Genomic DNA, 15,261 nt, shown 5'->3' with positions numbered 1-15,261 from the left:
GAGGGGGAAGGCATGGTTCAATCCTTGAAGCTCGGCGGGGTCGCAACGGTGGAGAACGCCTCCGGCATTCGTCGTCTCAACCGGCTGCCGGTTATCCTGGGGGTAGTACTCGTCGTTTTGTTCTTCGCTGTCATTATCTTTGGCTTGACGTCGCGTGGCTTGTATTTCGATCGCGACGACGGCATTGGCGCCGCGTCGAACAATTCGGCATCGACATATGCCGATCAACTGAAACGCGGGGTATCGGACGGCATCATCGGCGAGCCGGTTGAGGTGATCACGCTTGGACCTTTGCCGGCTATTCCAGCGCAAGCGCAGCAGGTAACTGCGAACCCGTTCACAAGCAGGCCCCAGGGCGAAGAGCGTGTGTTGGAGCAGGGCGAGCCGGAGGGGGCGTGGAAGGCTCGCCTCGAGCGCGAGCAGCGCGAACAGTATATTCGCGAGCGCCATCGCCAGAAGATGGCACGGTTTCAAGCCAATGATGCTGCTTACGACTCGCCCCTCACCGTGAACCTCAACAAGCTGGAAGCGCCGATGACGGGTGAGCAGCCGGACAGCGCAGGGAATGTGCCGGCAACAGCCAGCTCCAACACCTCTAGCGCTAATCTTTATGCAGCGGCTCTTCAGGCAGGCATCGGAGGTCAAAATCTCGATCCGAATGGCCAGCACGCCAAGGGGGACTTTTTCAACGCCGACATCAGGGAATTCGGCTATCTGCCGAACAAGCTCGTGCCGCAGCAGTCACCCTTTGAGCTGAAACGCGGCTCTGTGATACCGGCCACGTTGATCACTGGCATCAATTCCGACCTGCCCGGCCGCATCACCGCCCAGGTCAGCCAGAACGTCTATGACAGCGCCACTGGCCATCGTCTGCTCGTTCCGCAGGGTACGAAGCTCTTCGGCCGCTATGACAGCCAGGTTTCATTTGGCCAGTCACGCGTGCTCGTTGTCTGGACCGATATCATCTTTCCGAACGGCTCAACTTTGCAGATCGGCGGCATGGCAGGCACGGACGCTCATGGGACTGGTGGTTTCTCAGACAAGATCGACAACCATCATTTCAAGACATTCGGCTCGGCCATCCTGCTCGCGATCATCGGCACCGGCATCGACATGGCCGTTCCACAATCGTCGACGCTCGCCACCCAAGACAGTGCATCAGATGCGGTCCGCCGAAACTTCGCGGAAACTTTCGGGCGTGTCGCAGAGCGTACTGTCAGCAAGAATCTCGACGTCCAACCGACCCTCGAAATCCGGCCGGGCTACAAATTCAACGTGCTCGTCGACCAGGACATTGTCTTTCCAAGTGTTTATCGCGGTTGATGCCCTAAAGAGCGAATTTTCGGCAAGGTGACGTCGATCGTGCCAGCTGGCCAGTGCTCCGCTCACACTGTCACGCCATAAGCAACGGCATTTCGCTCGGCATAGAGCCGCAATCAAGAGGTTCACGTTTTTCCCGCAACCACAATCGCTAAATTATGCGATTGCGTGATCTATTCTCTCCGATACCTCGTCGTTGTCAACTTCGTCGCTCCTTCGGTGACGTAGAAACCTCTGACCCGGAGAAATACACTTGGACGGACAGATCACGACACTCATAGATGCGGTCGACACATCGAACGATCAGCGGTCGATCCGCAGCGCGTTGAAGTCATTTTCTCTTGCCTGTGGCTTCGAACGTTTCGCTTATTTCGAGATAACGTCGAAGGAGACTTCTACGATCAACAGTTATCCGCTCGAGTGGCAGCATGCCTATCTGCAAAGCCAGTTCGTGCGTATCGATCCGGTCGTTACGATGGCAAAGCGTCTCATGCAAATGTTCACGTGGTCGGCTCAGGACTGGCCGAGCCGTTATCTCACGACTGAGGAAAAGCGGTTTCGAGCTGTTGCCAAGCAGTACGGCCATTGTTCGGGCCTGTCGATTCCTGTGCAAGGCAGTTACGGTAGCGTCCTGATGCTTTCACTGACATCTGCGAGTGCCAACAATTTGCTCGCCACCCCGGTAAGTGCGGCACGCGCTGAACAGGCCGTTCTCTACATACATCATCGACTTCGGGCTATCGCTGACATCGAGCTGATTAGTTGCACTCTGACCCTGACCTCTCAAGAGGCCGTTTGCTTGAAATGGGCAGCGAAGGGGAAGTACATGCGAGAAATTTCGATCATTACAAATCTTCAATACCGAACCGTCCAGTTCTACCTCGACAATGCCCGCAAGAAACTTGATGCGACCAATTTGGTGCAAGCTGTATCGATCGCAAAAGACAAAGGAATTATCTAGCCAACAGTCCGTTGCGTCAGATGGTATGTGCTGTATGAGCTAGACGCGATCAGCGTCCGATTGCGCTTTCAGTCGATGGCGTGAAGATGATTTCGCTGACGTGTTGACTCTAATTGCTGCGTGTTCGAGTAATGGCTCTGTCAAATGAGGGCTACACACATGGCTGAAGAGAACAATGGATCCGTTGTTGCGGATGAGACGAACGCAATAGCGGTCAAGAAGCAGAGAGCCCCAAGGCGCAGCAAAGCGGTTGCAGAGCCTTCCAAGGCGCCGTCAAAAACTGAACCTGCTAAAGCTCCGATTGTGAAGCGCAAGACGTACAGCGAACGGGAAAAAGCCGAAAAGCTCAAGCTGATCGGCACACAGATTGCGCAGGGCACAACCCCACTACACCAGGTGGTCAAGAACGCCGGGATTTCGGTGCAGACCTACTATCAGTGGAAGCGCAATGAAAAGCCTGTCACCAAGAAGGCAGAAAAGGCCGTCTCAGGTGGTAGTGAGTTGGCCGAACTCGTTCAGCTCGAAGCAGAAAACAACCGGCTTCGGGCACTTCTGGCGGAAAAGTTGCGGGCAGAAAATGTCGAACTGCGCAAAAGGCTGGGGCTGGACTAGGCCGTCAGAAAACTAGCCAATTGAGTTGCGGCGCATATCAGTGTGCGCGGCAACTACGGTGAACAGCGACGTCGTTAATGCTGTCCGTTGTCGCGGACAGCCAGGTCCTGTATGCCCACAAAAGGTGACGCGGCGACGAGCGCTGGCGCCTTTCACGAATTGTACGGAATTGACTATGAAGACGCCACAGCGGAATTTCGTTGTTGAATTCAAATCGACGCGACGTCTGTCAAAGACGCCGACAAGTTCGATTTGGGGGGACACAGACCTCAAGGCTTTGGTCAGAGAAGTCGAAGATCAGCAGTCCGATCTTCCCAGCCAAACGCACGGGGTCACCTCCGCAACGGACACATTGCCCGATCTGGTCGAAATGGGTCCTCCAAACCAGTCGGCAGTTGATGTTGACACTGTTCAGATTGCGAAGGTTTCGGCGGAAGATTTGAATGCTGACGGGCTGCTTGGCGTCGATGCGCTGCATCCTGGGCGCGGATCGGCTGCGCCAGTCCCGGAAAATCTGCCGGCGCTCAAACCTCGAAGGATACCCAACCGCGCCCCGAAAGGTCGGCTCACACGGCCGTCAGTGCCGGAGAGCATAATGCAGGCCGCCCCAGCCGAGATTGTCGATGGACCCTCCTTGCTGGATGAAGTCGCGACGCTTGACGCAGAAAACATGCGGCTCAAGCATCTGCTGGTCAAGCATCTCCGCGACCAGAATCTGACGCTCAAGCAAATGCTTGGGCGGTTTGGTCTCAGCTAGACTAGGAGAGGATGTCGGGCGTATTGTTCCGGGGGTTGCCGACCTTGCGGCCGATCGGCCACATCTTCATCCGCTCCGAGGGGAACGGCTTCATCAAGTCGCGCAGGTCGGGATCGTCGAGGTCAAGCCAGCGAATGTAGTCTTCAGGCCCCAGCACGACCGGCATGCGGTCGTGGAGGGTGGCCATCATCTCGTTGGGCGCGCAGGTTATGACGGCGAAGGTGCGGAAATCCTCGCCATTGGCGTCTCGCCAGCTCTCCCAGATCGCCGCCAGAGCAAAGGGCGCGTCGTTGGTCATGGCGATGGCATAGGGCTGTTTGTTCTTGCCGGTGCCGGTCGATCGGTATCAGAGCTCAGCTGCTGGTAGGCGAATTTGAACAGGCCGTTGGTGGCGATGGTCTCTGATCGCGCGTTGATGGGCGGCCGCTGGCCGGTCGGGCTTAGCCCGCGCCTGCCAATGAAGCCCCAGATGGCACGGATGAAGACCGGTCCTTGAGATCGCGGTCCATAATGATGAGCGGATCGTCGAGGCTGGGCGCGCCGTTCCAGCGCGGGAACGTGTTGCCGAGCTGCTCGGCCCCGCCCTTCTGGGCGAAGGTGAAGCTGCGCAGGATGCCGTCGATCGAGGCCTTTACGAACACTCTTCTGCACATGCAGCGCAATAAAATAGAGATGCACGAGCAAGCAATCTAGTGCGCGCGTGTTGTAGGTCCGCTTTGGACGGCCTGCTCGCGTTCGCAAGGGGCAGTCAAATCGCCGGGGTGCCGTGGCCGGGAAACTGCTTAGAAGTGCTCGCGTTGCCTGAGTGAATCTGATCAGGGGCCTCGATAGCGCAGCTTTTCAATCAGCAGCGTCAATGCCGGAGAGGAGTGGCGGCGGCTTGGGTAGTAGAGGTGATATCCGGGAAACGGCGCGCACCAGTCCTCAAGTGTCCTGACCAGTCTTCCCTTGGCGATATGAGGGAGCGCCTGATCTTCCGGAACGTAGGCAATCCCCAGCCCGTCCAGAGCCGAGTTGATGCGAAGGCCCAGATTGTTGAACACCAGCTGGCCTTCGGCGCGCACCCTAACTTCCTGCCCGTCCTTTTCCAGTCCCCAGGGGGATAGGCCGCCATAAGTGGGCAGGCGCGTGTTGATGCAGTTGTGGCCGGTCAGATCCTGGGGCGTTACCGGCAGCGGATTCTTCTTGAAGTAGCCGGGAGAGCCGACCAGCGCCATGCGCATTTCCGGCCCGATCCGCACCGCGATCATGTCCTTGGCGACCTGTTCTCCCAGTCGGACGCCCGCGTCATAACCTTCGGCTACGATGTCCGTCAGGCCGTAATCGACGATCAGCTCGACATTGATGTCCGGATATTGCCGCAGGAATTTCTTGAGCGCGGGCTGGAGGATTGACAGCGCCGGGTGTTCGCCCGTCGTGATGCGGACCTTCCCGGCGGGCTTGTCGCGCAGCGCGCTGAGCTGCGCGAGTTCGCGTTCGATCTCCTCAAGGCGCGGGGCAATTGTCCGCACGAGGCGTTCCCCGGCCTCCGTGGGCAGAACGCTCCTCGTGGTACGGGTGAGAAGGCGCAGCCCCAGCCGCTCCTCAAGGGCTTTGATCGTCTGACTTAAGGCCGACTGGGAAACGCCCAGCTGGGCCGCCGCCCGTGTGAAGCTGCGCTCCCGAGCAACAACGGCGAACGCCGCGAGGTCATTATAGTTTTCCAACTTCATTTATTAGCCTATCTTATAAGCGATAGCGAATTATAGCGCCTAATCGTCGGTGTCCGCACGCGCTAAATTGTTGGTAGGTGAGGCTAGGAGCTTCGCCCGCAGGCGCTGGTTGGGAAGCCCGCAAGAACCAGCACTTTGCTGTTGTCGCAATATAAACCCCGCCGAATAGCGCGGGTTGGCGCTGAGAGCCGGCGACATACTAAGCGGCTAAGGAACAAGGACATGCAGAAGCGCACTCTTGGCAGAAACGGCCTGCAAGTATCAGCCCTGGGACTGGGATGTATGGGGCTCAGCTACGGCTATGGCGCGGCTGCCGACCGCCAGGACGCCATCAAGCTGATCCGGGCGGCATACGAGCGCGGCGTGACGTTCTTTGACTCGGCTGAGGCGTACGGCCCCGGTCATAACGAAGAACTCGTCGGCGAGGCGCTTGCCCCTGTGCGCGATGAAGTGGTCATAGCGACGAAGTTCGGGTTCAGGAACGGGGTGCCGGCCGAGGGCCTGGACAGCCGTCCCGCCCACATCCGTCAAGTTGCGGACGAGGCGCTCATGCGCCTTCGCACTGATCGTATCGACCTCTTCTATCAGCACCGGGTTGATCCAAACGTGCCGATTGAGGACGTTGCCGGAACGGTCAAGGAGCTGATCGAAGCAGGGAAGATCAAGCATTTTGGACTGTCGGAGGCTGGCGCACCGTCCATCCGTCGCGCGCACGCCGTTCAGCCGATCACAGCGCTCCAGAGCGAGTATTCGCTGTGGTGGCGGGAGCCGGAGGCCGAGATTCTGCCGGTTCTTGAAGAACTGGGCATTGGCTTTGTTCCGTTCGCGCCTCTCGGCAAGGGTTTCCTCACCGGCAAGATCACGGCCGACACGACATTTGGAGAGAAGGATTTTCGGAGCACCGTGCCGCGTTTTTCGCCCGAGGCCCTGAAAGCCAATCAGGCTTTCATCGATCTCGTTGGTGAGATTGCCACCGCCAAGCGTGTCACGCCGGCCCAGATCGCTCTCGCCTGGCTTCTGGCGCAGCGGCCGTGGATCGTTCCGATCCCAGGCACGACGAAGCTTCATCGCCTCGAAGAAAATCTCGCCGGCGCCGATGTGCAGCTCAGCCAGGATGACCTCGCGCGGATCGAGAAGGGGCTCGCAACTATCAAAGTGGTGGGAGACCGCTACTCCGCATCGCACCAGTCATTTGTCAATCGCTGAAGGCAAAGGCGCGTACCCAATGGAAGAACATCAGGTAACCAAGGACCATCCGACACTGACCTTAAGCAACGGCGTCGTCATGCCCGCGCTCGGCCTTGGCGTTTACCGCAGCAGTCCGGAAGAGACTCTGTTCGCCGTCTCGTCCGCCCTCAAGACGGGCTATCGCCTGATCGACACGGCGGCCGCCTACGGCAACGAGGCGCAGGTTGGCGAGGCCATCAGGCTGAGCCACCAGGATCGTGACGGGCTGTTCATCACAACCAAGCTCTGGATCAGCGACTACGGCTATGACGAGGCGCTCTACGGTTTCGATCGCAGCATGCGCAAGCTCGGGCTCAACGAGCTAGACCTCTATCTTCTGCACCAACCGATGCCTGCCGAATGGGAGCGGACAGTCGCCGCATGGAAGGCGGCCGCCCGCCTGCATGCTGACGGACGGGTCAGGGCCATCGGTATCTCCAATTTCAGCATTGAACTTCTCACGGACCTGATCGACCGTACAGGCGTAGTGCCCCACGTCAATCAGGTCGAGCTGCACCCGTTCTTCACGCAAACTGAACTGCGCAAGACCCATGAGCGGCTCGGTATCGCGACGCAGGCCTGGTCGCCGATCGGCGGGGTGATGCGGTACTTCAGCGACAATCCCGAGGTTGCCGCCAGCCCGCTGTCGCATCCGGTCGTGACCGGCCTTGCTGGGCGCTATGCCAAGACACCCGCACAGATCATTCTCCGATGGCACCTGCAGCACGGGTTTTGTGCCATCCCGAAATCGGTGCGGGCCGAGCGTATCGCCGAAAACTTCGACGTTTTCGGTTTTGAGCTCGCACCTTCCGACATCGCTGCCATCGACGCGCTCGATACGGGCACGCGCAGTGGCCCCGACCCGGCTGCCATCAACACCACAACCTACAGCAAGAAAATCGAAGATTGACCTACTGCGCCGGCTTTGAGAAAGGAACACACGATGACAGCTGACGAACCCCGAGGACTTGGTCGACGCGACTTTCTCCTGACAGCCGCAGGGCTCGCCGCAGCGCCGTTTGCCGCCGGGCTGATCACACCTGAGGTCGCGCAGACCAGCGCGACCTCGACGTCCACCGCGTCAGCGAACTACTTGGGGAAGAGAAGGCTGATGCCGGCGCGAGCGCCCCAACCGTCCGGACCATTTTCGGGTGATGCAGCCCAGTAGCGCGGGCCACCCGAGAAACTCACCGGCTGCTTGCCGAACATGACGAGCTTCGACACCGTAAAGTTGATTGGCACGCTCCATTCTTCGCTTTTCCAGTCATAGGTGCTCTCGGTATCGAGCGCGAACGTCCAAGCATCCTTCGTGGTATAGGAGATGAAGGGCTGCAGGAACGTGGAACTGATGTTGCGCCTATCGCTGTCGCCGGCGACGGACCAGATATGGTTGCCAAGCGCTCCATAGGTCCAGGGCCCCTCCTGCTTCAACAGGACCGCCGTTGGACCGATGCCCCATTTTTCCCCGCCCAGGAGCGGATCGGTTGCGGTCGGCAGCAGAATGGCAGGCCCGACGCCCCAGATCAGGCCCCCAGCGGTCGGCTGCTTTGGCGAAAGGAAGAAGCTTTGCACGACGTCGCCGATTCCAGCCTGACTGCCCGAATTCCCCGCGATATCGTTCTGCGAGATGATCGGAACAATCGTACGGGAAATGACATTCCAGTCTTCATTGATTGAGAACGGAATAACCGGCTGGATGTTCAAAACCGACTTGTGGCCGCCATTGGGACCGTAGCCGCTGTCATGATTGAACTGAAACGGAACGCTGATCAGCGACGCGACGGGATTTGATAGTTGCTTCGCGAGCTCGGCCTCCTCTGCGGCAGCCGGACCGGCCAGGACAGTCGCGGCGATCAGTAGCAAGAGCGATTTCGGATGCATGATGTCCTCGATTGAAATGTTCGGGCTGGCGCGCGTTGGCCACAGCCCCCTGTTCAACGCAGCTCGTGCGCTATCGTCGTTAGAAATGGTAAGCTAGGCCGAGGATTGGACCTTGCTGGACGACGTCGAAGACAAAGCCGTCATGGCTGTAGTCGACGCCAAGGGCGCGGTATCCGGCGACGGCCGAGAGACTGTCCTTGATCTGATAGCCGACGGCGGCCGCGACATCCCAATCGAGCTTCGCCTGCCCGGCGCCGACGTTTCCCCAACCCGTCAGGTAGATCCGGTCTGAGACGAAATACGTTCCGCGCACGCCCGCCACGGCATTGGCCCACGTCGCGCTGTCGGTGCGGTTTTTGCCATCAAGGAGCCCGCCTTGCAGTGACAGCTCCGTGCTCGCGTACCAGACGCGCGCGCCGCCAATCACATCCAGATGGTCCCTGCCGTTCGCCAGGACACTGTAGCCGCCGCCGAAGAAGCCGGTGAAGGTCTGCGACGTCACGCCGATGTTTTGCGTCAGAATCCCCTTGGGGCTCGCATCGGACGTGGAAATCTTTGTGTAGATTATGTCGCTGAAAACACTGAAGCGGTCATTCCTGCCTTCAGCCATTCCCATGAAGGCGAAGTCCAGCTGGTCGAGAAGGTCGCCGAAGTCGGAATCGAGGCGCGCCGGAGGAAGGCCGAACTGCCCGACGGTGCCATCGACCCCCGCGGCCCACAAATACGGACTGGCGCTGAAATGCCAGCCAGGGGCGGCCCCGCTGCTGTAGCCGGGCTGGAGCGGTAACGAAACTATCGCGTCGGCCGCCTGCGCCGACAGGCAAAGCGTCAGAAGCGATGCGAGCGCAGTGGAGGATACCGAAAGAGACTTCATGCTTTTCCCCAAGACGGGTTCTGTTCAATCATTTCTGTGACAACGCAGCCGCTTCGGCGGAACAGTCGGCTTTGAGGGCTTCCCGGCTTTGCCACTTGCCCGCGCGCAGCTTCGACGTTCGTGAGGAAGGCAGGATCGGCATGAAGCCGGGCTACGGTGGCCGCACCCATGATACGTCCGGCATCAATGCCGCAGATCCGGATGACGTCGGCATCGTGCTTCTCGACAACCGGCGAATCGCGGGCTTGCGCGGGACGTCGCTGCACATCCCCGATCTGCCTTGCCGTCAAAGGGCAGCGTGTCGAACGCTGCCCTTCTGCCAACTACTTACTGCACGGGTTGAGCCTCCGGCACCTTCCACGTGCCGTTCAGGAACTCGGCGCGAGGGCGGTAGAGCCGAAGCGTATAGTTCCAACCTTGCGAAATCGGCAGGCAATTGGCGATCTTGCCGTCGCAGCCGCCGAACTGGATGTCGATCGCGCCATCGGCGCTCTTCTGGGCGGTGATGCTGTTGACCGAATAGGCGTCGTACTCGTTCTTCTGGAAGAAGCCCTTGTCGTTGTAGACGCTGATCGACCAGAACGCGTCGACGGGGACCTGTTCGAGCTTGAGCTTGTACACCGTCGTGCCATCGTTTTTGGCCGGGGTGAAAGAGGGGTAGGATGCGTCCTTGTCGGGGTTGCCGCCCCAGCCGGCTGCTGTGCCGATCAGGTGCTTGACCGGATCGACCTCCCCCTTCTGGCCGAAAGCGTTGCTGAAACTGCCGGTTGCCGCGGCCAGCGCTTCGAGCGCGTCACGGATCTTCTTTTGTTGAGCCAGGTCCCAATTCGGCGCCTCGAACGTACCGACCGACTTCTGCTCCACCTTAAGCGCATCCTGTAGAGCGTGAACCTGCGCGAGGTCCTTGGTGTCGTTGGGATCGACAAGGATACGGACCGCAATGAACACATAGCGGGTGCCGACATTGTCCTTGGTGAGTGTCGTTGGGCCCGGCTCGTAGACCACCATTGGGGTGTAATGGTCTTCGCTGATGACCTGCATCGAGACGAAGCGCTTGCCGCCATCGGGAAGAGTGATGGTCACCGGGCCGGCGTCGAGGTCGAAGAGCGCCTGGGAATAGAGCGTATCCCGGTTCATCCGGACCACGGGCTGGTTGTCGATCGGCGTCGGCGTCCTGGTATGAGCGAACTTGCCGAAGCCACCCGCGTCGGCCGTCTTACTCATATAGAAATCGCTCTCGGCGCGCTTGAAGTTGTCGACTGTGACCGGAACCGACTGTGCGGACGCCACGCATGGCGCGAGAACCAAGAAACTCAGGCTGTAGGCCAACTTCATTCGCATCGAACAGTACCTCATTGGAGTCTATTTGTTCATCGGGGCAAGACCGAAGGAGGCCGCGCCGTGCTTCGGCTGATCGTCAACCTTGGGTTGGGTGATGGCCGTGATCCACCCAGCTCGGAATGTCCGGTCTGGGCGGCGAGCCAATTATCGGGAAGCTGCTCGTAGCAGTTGCTGGCCCCGTTACTGCGCGGTCAGTGCAGCAGCCTCCGCGGCGCATTCGGATGCCGAGGGCACTTGCGCAGCCTTCACCTCTGCTTTTGCGGCCTCGAGATCGGCGAGGAAGTCCGCATTGCTATGAAGGTTCGCTACTGTAGCCGCGCCCATGGTCCGTCCTGCATCGACGTCGCTTTGCCAATGCGCGTTGCAAATCACACGGCTCTGACCGAATTCCAGACCGCGTTTCAAGAGAAGATTGGCCCGCTCCGGGTTGATTTCGCTCAATACCAGCGCCCAAGCCCAGCCCGCGGCTGTATGACCTGAAGGATAAGAACCGTCACTGCGTAGGAGTGGCTCTTGATCAGGATAGCAGGTGCCTTCGTTGTGAACCACGAAAGGACGGGTACGATTGAAGGCGTTTTTTACGCCATAGGTCGACAGGCCCGCGTCGGTTAGCACCTTCTGCATCAGGCGATAGAGATGAGGTGTCGCTTTTTCGTCGATGTCGACACCCATCGCGCAAGAGAAGTTTTTCGCCGGCTGCGGAAACTGCAGATCTGCGTCCGCGCGCGCCAGATCCCAGCGCGCTTTGCCGCGCAGCGGTATGGTTGCGCTTCTCGCTTCTTCGTCACGCGCCAGCGTCGCGCTTCCCTCTGCCGGCGGCGGTCCGAGCAGTTCAAGGCTGTCGGGCAAATCCTTTTGCTCGATGTAACCCGGAGCCAATTGGAAATGTGGGTCTGTGATCTTGGGCTGGGCTTCCTGCGCCACGGCCTGCCCGCAGAGCGCGATTAGTGCAAGCAGGGAAACTTGTGCGGCCCGCACCGCAGTCCCGATCATCGACATTCGCATTCCTCTCGACATTTCCAAACGCATGTAGGCCCGGTCATCGGCATGCGAATCCCGTTGCGAGCATTTCGTCCATGGGCAGCTTGCCCGTCTTGCCATTTCACGCCAATCGGGACCGGCTATGCTCTTTCTGTCCGATCGCAAATCTCTCGTGATTCGGTTTTGTGAAAAGCATCAACCCGGTTGCCACGAGGTCCGATGGCTGACATTCCTTTGACGCGCGGCCAGTTCCTGCTGCCCTTCGTCAGCATTCTCGACGATATCGGCGCCCCGACGGAGGCTCTCCTGGAGAGGTCTCGTCTGCCATCGTCCCTGGCCGAAAAGAGCGATCTCTACCTGCCGCTCCTGCCGGCGCTGCGCTTCGTCGAAGCCGCCCAGCGAACCCAGGGCATCGAGGATTTCGGTTTTCTTGCCGCCCAACGCCTGCATTTCTCCCATATGAGGGAAAAGACACGGGCCCTGATCGCACATTCCCCGACGCTGCTCGTTGCGCTCCGGCACGCTTGCTATTGGGCGTCGCGGGAAGACACCATTTTGAGCATGTGGATCGAACAGGACGCAGATCAGGTGAGGGTCTGTAGCAGGCTCGCCGGGACAGGGTTCCTGCATCTGAAGTACGCGCAATGGATCCAGAACATTTTCTCGATCTACATCGTTCGGCAATTCGCAGGGCCAGACTGGATGCCGACGGCGATTGCCTTTGAATCGTCTTATGCGCCGAGCCTGGCAACGCAATCCTGCTGGCCGAATGTGCGATTTCTGTCGGGTCAGCATGCAGCTTGGATCAGCCTGCCGACCGCGCTCCTCAGCCTCCCCAATAGTTCGATCCCCTCGTTTACGCCGACGCGCGACAACGAGGCCGGTCCTTCCGCCTACGATATCGTCGAACTGCTCAAGCTGATGCTGCCGGCCTATCTCGACGAGGGGACTACTGCTCTTGCCGACGTCGCCGAAATCGCGGGCGTCAGCGCGCGAACGCTTCAACGCAAGCTCGCCCTGATCGGCCTGTCCTATTCGGACGTCCTCGATACCGTCAGGTACGAGCATGCAAGTCAGCTTCTGCGCGACACCGATTGCAGGATCATCGATGTCGCCTTTTCCTCCGGCTACACGGACCCCGCGCATTTCAGCCGCGCCTTCCGCCGGATGACAGGCGTCACGCCGCGCCAGTTTCGTGAGCAATCACGCCTTGGCTAAGCGCGTTTCGGCTCGTGCCACCAACCGCCCAACCAACGGCTTGAGCGAAGATGAGCGGCACCCCATCTAGAAAGGGCGCGCCACCAGTCGCCTTCCCAAGGCATGCGAACAACCGCGCTTGGGCGATGCGTCGGCGCGACGTGTCTTTCGGGCACTACATAGTCGGCAATGGAGGCACCCCGTCAATCGCAAGATGTGGCGAATGACAGGCGCGCCGTTCTCTATCAGTTTTTCCATCCAGCTCTCAGCTACGATGGAGAAGAGCGGTGATGGGAAACGAAAGCTCTCCGGACGGTTCGGTTTCGCCTGACAATGTCCCCCTCCTGGTAAGACAGGGAAGGGGAGAGGCACATGCACATCACGGCGAACTCATTCAAGGCGTCTTCGAAGATGAGAGTGGACGTCTTCATCGAGGGCTAATCACTCTTCCTTTGAGAAATATGGGCTCTCTCGCGATTTTCCGGATTGCGGACACAAGCGGCGTTAGCGTGATTCCGCCGGAAAAGATGAAGGCGGCAAAAGCAGCGCTGCTCACGCTAACTCACCTCGGCGGACATCGGGGTGGCGTTCTCGAAATTGAAAGCGCAATTCCTGTGGGCCATGGATATGGGTCATCGACCGCCGATGTCGTTGCCTCGATACGGGCTGTTGCTGATGCTTTCGAGGTGGTGCTTCGCCCTTCAGTCATTTCCCGCCTCGCGGTCAAAGCTGAGCAAGCGAGTGACGCCATAGCTTTTGAAGACCAGGCCGTTTTGTTCGCCCAGCGCGAAGGCGTGGTCATCGAACATTTTGGCGATGCGTTGCCGCCGGTCTGCGTCATAGGCTTCAAAGCAAATGATGGGCAGTCAGTTGATACGCTTGCATTGCGGCCGGCTCGCTACTGCGGTGAAGAAATCCAGACCTTTGCTATGTTGAGAGGGTTGGCGGCGCGATCAATAAGATACCAAGATCCGTATTTGCTTGGGCAAGCAGCCACGCTCAGCGCAAAAATTAGCCAGCGCCATCTCGCAAAGGCGCAATTTGCTACCGCCCTTGGCATCGCCGACGAGTTTCGGGCCTGCGGAGTTCAGGTCGCCCATAGCGGATCTCTCATAGGCATCCTCTTGGATGCCTCGGCGCCCGGTCTCGCAGATGTTGCGCGCAAAATTGCAGAGGCCTCCGCCACTGCCGGGTTCAAAGACGTTGTTATACAGCCGAACTATCCGAAGGCAGGCGCAGATGAGGATTGAAGCAGATTACTTCAAGGCGCTCGAGACGCCCCGAATGGCGCAGTTGGCGGACAACCTTGTTGCCGCAGCCTTTCCGCTGATGAAGCTGATGCCCGCTCGCTTCATCCTCGATCGGGCTGCAGCATCAGGTGAGCTCAACAGGAGAGCGCATATTGTCGAAACGACATCAGGCACATTTGGCATGGCGGTGGCTCTGCTTGCGGCAGCCCGTGACTATCGCCTGACCCTTGTGACCGCATCAAGCCTGATGGATGCAAAGTACCAGGTACGACTTCAGCGACTGGGAGCCGAGGTCGTTGTACTCGACGATCCCCGAGGCGACGGCAACCAGACCGGTCGGCTCGAAAGTCTCGACGCCATAATGCGCCTTAAGCCGGGTGCCTTTTGGACACGTCAGTATGACAGCGACGGGAACTGGCTGGCATACGCTCGTTTGGCCGATCTATTTGTGCGCGCAATGGGCCAGATAGACTACCTCGTGGGATGCGTCGGGACAGGCGGATCGCTGTGCGGTACCGGTACTTTCTTGCGATCGGTATTTCCCGATCTGAAGATCATTGCAGTCGACACACATCGCAGCATTTTGTTTGGACAGCCGCTTGGGAAACGGGTGCTGCGAGGCCTGGGAAATAGCGTCTTGCCCAAGAATGTTCGCCACGAGTTGATAGATGAAATTCACTGGGTTGGGGCTTATCCGGCATTCCATGCTGCCCACCGCTTGTTCAGACAGCATGGCATATTCATGGGCCCAACCAGTGGTGCCTCTGCACTGGTCGGCCAATGGGTGAGCAAAACCAACCCCGACGCACGGGTCGCTGTGATCATGCCGGATGAAGGGCATAGGCATTCCGACACTGTTTACAGCGATGTTTGGCTTGCCACACTGCCAGGTTGGAGAACCCCGGCATCCAACGCTCCAACGAGAATCTCCAAAATTGAGCCCAGAGCAGAGACTGCTTGGACACGTTTTGACTGGCAACGGCGCAGCCTTGATGAGGTTGTTGATTTCCACTGAGAGCTGACCCGGCGTTTCCACCGAGAAGTGACCCGCCTTTAGGTATCGTTCGTGTTGGTGGTGGTGGTCAAGTTCGTGCGTTTCTCCTTCGTTGTTTTGGGTTCATGCGCCGAACTGTTCTTGAAGCGAAAGC

General features: G+C 59.1%; 15 protein-coding genes and 1 pseudogene. 9 read left to right on the top strand and 7 right to left on the bottom strand.

Annotated features, from left to right (window positions below; translation table 11 throughout):
- Nucleotides 1-12 precede the first annotated feature (12 nt).
- The 4 genes from trbI (at nt 13) to AC1DLV_RS03100 (ending at nt 3,650) form a co-directional block, all read left to right on the top strand.
- A complete protein-coding gene (gene trbI, locus AC1DLV_RS03115; protein WP_476798114.1) occupies nt 13-1,323 on the top strand; it encodes an IncP-type conjugal transfer protein TrbI in 1,311 nt (436 codons plus the stop codon).
- Nucleotides 1,324-1,573: 250 nt separating this feature from the next.
- Nucleotides 1,574-2,281, top strand: a complete 708-nt coding sequence (locus tag AC1DLV_RS03110; protein ID WP_476798113.1) for an autoinducer binding domain-containing protein — start codon at nt 1,574-1,576, stop codon at nt 2,279-2,281.
- A gap of 159 nt (nt 2,282-2,440) precedes the next feature.
- Nucleotides 2,441-2,893 (top strand): transposase, encoded by a 453-nt coding sequence (locus AC1DLV_RS03105; RefSeq protein WP_476798112.1) that lies wholly within the window; start codon nt 2,441-2,443, stop codon nt 2,891-2,893.
- Nucleotides 2,894-3,068: 175 nt separating this feature from the next.
- Nucleotides 3,069-3,650 carry a hypothetical protein gene (locus tag AC1DLV_RS03100; RefSeq protein WP_476798111.1) on the top strand — a complete coding sequence of 194 codons (582 nt, stop codon included), beginning with the start codon at nt 3,069-3,071 and terminating at the stop codon, nt 3,648-3,650.
- 1 nt (nt 3,651) lies between these two features.
- On the opposite strand, the pseudogene AC1DLV_RS03095 reads toward AC1DLV_RS03100, so the two are convergent.
- Both AC1DLV_RS03095 and AC1DLV_RS03090 read right to left on the bottom strand, forming a co-directional pair.
- Nucleotides 3,652-4,303 (bottom strand): annotated as a pseudogene (locus AC1DLV_RS03095) (SOS response-associated peptidase).
- Nucleotides 4,304-4,465: 162 nt separating this feature from the next.
- On the bottom strand, nt 4,466-5,362 hold the full coding sequence (locus AC1DLV_RS03090; RefSeq protein WP_476798110.1) for a LysR family transcriptional regulator: 897 nt from the start codon (nt 5,360-5,362) through the stop codon (nt 4,466-4,468).
- Nucleotides 5,363-5,584: 222 nt separating this feature from the next.
- Between AC1DLV_RS03090 and AC1DLV_RS03085 the strand changes: the two genes are divergently transcribed.
- Both AC1DLV_RS03085 and AC1DLV_RS03080 read left to right on the top strand, forming a co-directional pair.
- On the top strand, nt 5,585-6,568 hold the full coding sequence (locus AC1DLV_RS03085; RefSeq protein WP_476798109.1) for an aldo/keto reductase: 984 nt from the start codon (nt 5,585-5,587) through the stop codon (nt 6,566-6,568).
- 19 nt (nt 6,569-6,587) lie between these two features.
- Nucleotides 6,588-7,499, top strand: coding sequence for an aldo/keto reductase (locus tag AC1DLV_RS03080; RefSeq protein WP_476798108.1), 912 nt, complete (start codon nt 6,588-6,590; stop codon nt 7,497-7,499).
- A gap of 179 nt (nt 7,500-7,678) precedes the next feature.
- Here the strand turns inward: AC1DLV_RS03080 and AC1DLV_RS03075 are convergent, their stop codons facing one another.
- From AC1DLV_RS03075 to AC1DLV_RS03055, 5 genes are all read right to left on the bottom strand, one after another.
- Nucleotides 7,679-8,470, bottom strand: a complete 792-nt coding sequence (locus AC1DLV_RS03075) for a transporter (protein WP_476798107.1) — start codon at nt 8,468-8,470, stop codon at nt 7,679-7,681.
- A 79-nt stretch (nt 8,471-8,549) separates the two neighbouring features.
- Nucleotides 8,550-9,344 (bottom strand): hypothetical protein, encoded by a 795-nt coding sequence (locus AC1DLV_RS03070; RefSeq protein WP_476798106.1) that lies wholly within the window; start codon nt 9,342-9,344, stop codon nt 8,550-8,552.
- Nucleotides 9,341-9,667 (bottom strand): hypothetical protein, encoded by a 327-nt coding sequence (locus tag AC1DLV_RS03065; protein WP_476798105.1) that lies wholly within the window; start codon nt 9,665-9,667, stop codon nt 9,341-9,343. The genes AC1DLV_RS03070 and AC1DLV_RS03065 overlap by 4 nt, the downstream gene beginning before the upstream one ends.
- Before the next feature lie 4 nt (nt 9,668-9,671).
- Nucleotides 9,672-10,679: a DUF1254 domain-containing protein gene (locus AC1DLV_RS03060; RefSeq protein WP_476798509.1), complete on the bottom strand. Its 1,008-nt coding sequence runs from the start codon at nt 10,677-10,679 to the stop codon at nt 9,672-9,674.
- Between the two features lie 186 nt (nt 10,680-10,865).
- Nucleotides 10,866-11,684 (bottom strand): acid phosphatase, encoded by an 819-nt coding sequence (locus AC1DLV_RS03055; protein WP_476798104.1) that lies wholly within the window; start codon nt 11,682-11,684, stop codon nt 10,866-10,868.
- Between the two features lie 201 nt (nt 11,685-11,885).
- On the opposite strand from AC1DLV_RS03055, the gene AC1DLV_RS03050 reads away from it, so the two are divergent.
- The 3 genes from AC1DLV_RS03050 to AC1DLV_RS03040 all read left to right on the top strand — a co-directional run bounded on the left by AC1DLV_RS03050 (nt 11,886) and on the right by AC1DLV_RS03040 (nt 15,128).
- Nucleotides 11,886-12,884: a helix-turn-helix transcriptional regulator gene (locus AC1DLV_RS03050; protein WP_476798103.1), complete on the top strand. Its 999-nt coding sequence runs from the start codon at nt 11,886-11,888 to the stop codon at nt 12,882-12,884.
- 269 nt (nt 12,885-13,153) lie between these two features.
- Nucleotides 13,154-14,113 (top strand): GHMP family kinase ATP-binding protein, encoded by a 960-nt coding sequence (locus AC1DLV_RS03045; RefSeq protein ID WP_476798102.1) that lies wholly within the window; start codon nt 13,154-13,156, stop codon nt 14,111-14,113.
- Complete coding sequence (locus AC1DLV_RS03040) at nt 14,103-15,128, top strand: PLP-dependent cysteine synthase family protein (RefSeq protein ID WP_476798101.1); 1,026 nt, start codon at nt 14,103-14,105, stop codon at nt 15,126-15,128. The genes AC1DLV_RS03045 and AC1DLV_RS03040 overlap by 11 nt, the downstream gene beginning before the upstream one ends.
- Nucleotides 15,129-15,261: the final 133 nt, after the last annotated feature.

The organism is Aminobacter sp. 01T433, assembly GCF_056398585.1.
Note: the sequence above shows the minus strand (reverse complement) of the source record. Positions and strands in the feature narration are given on the sequence as shown.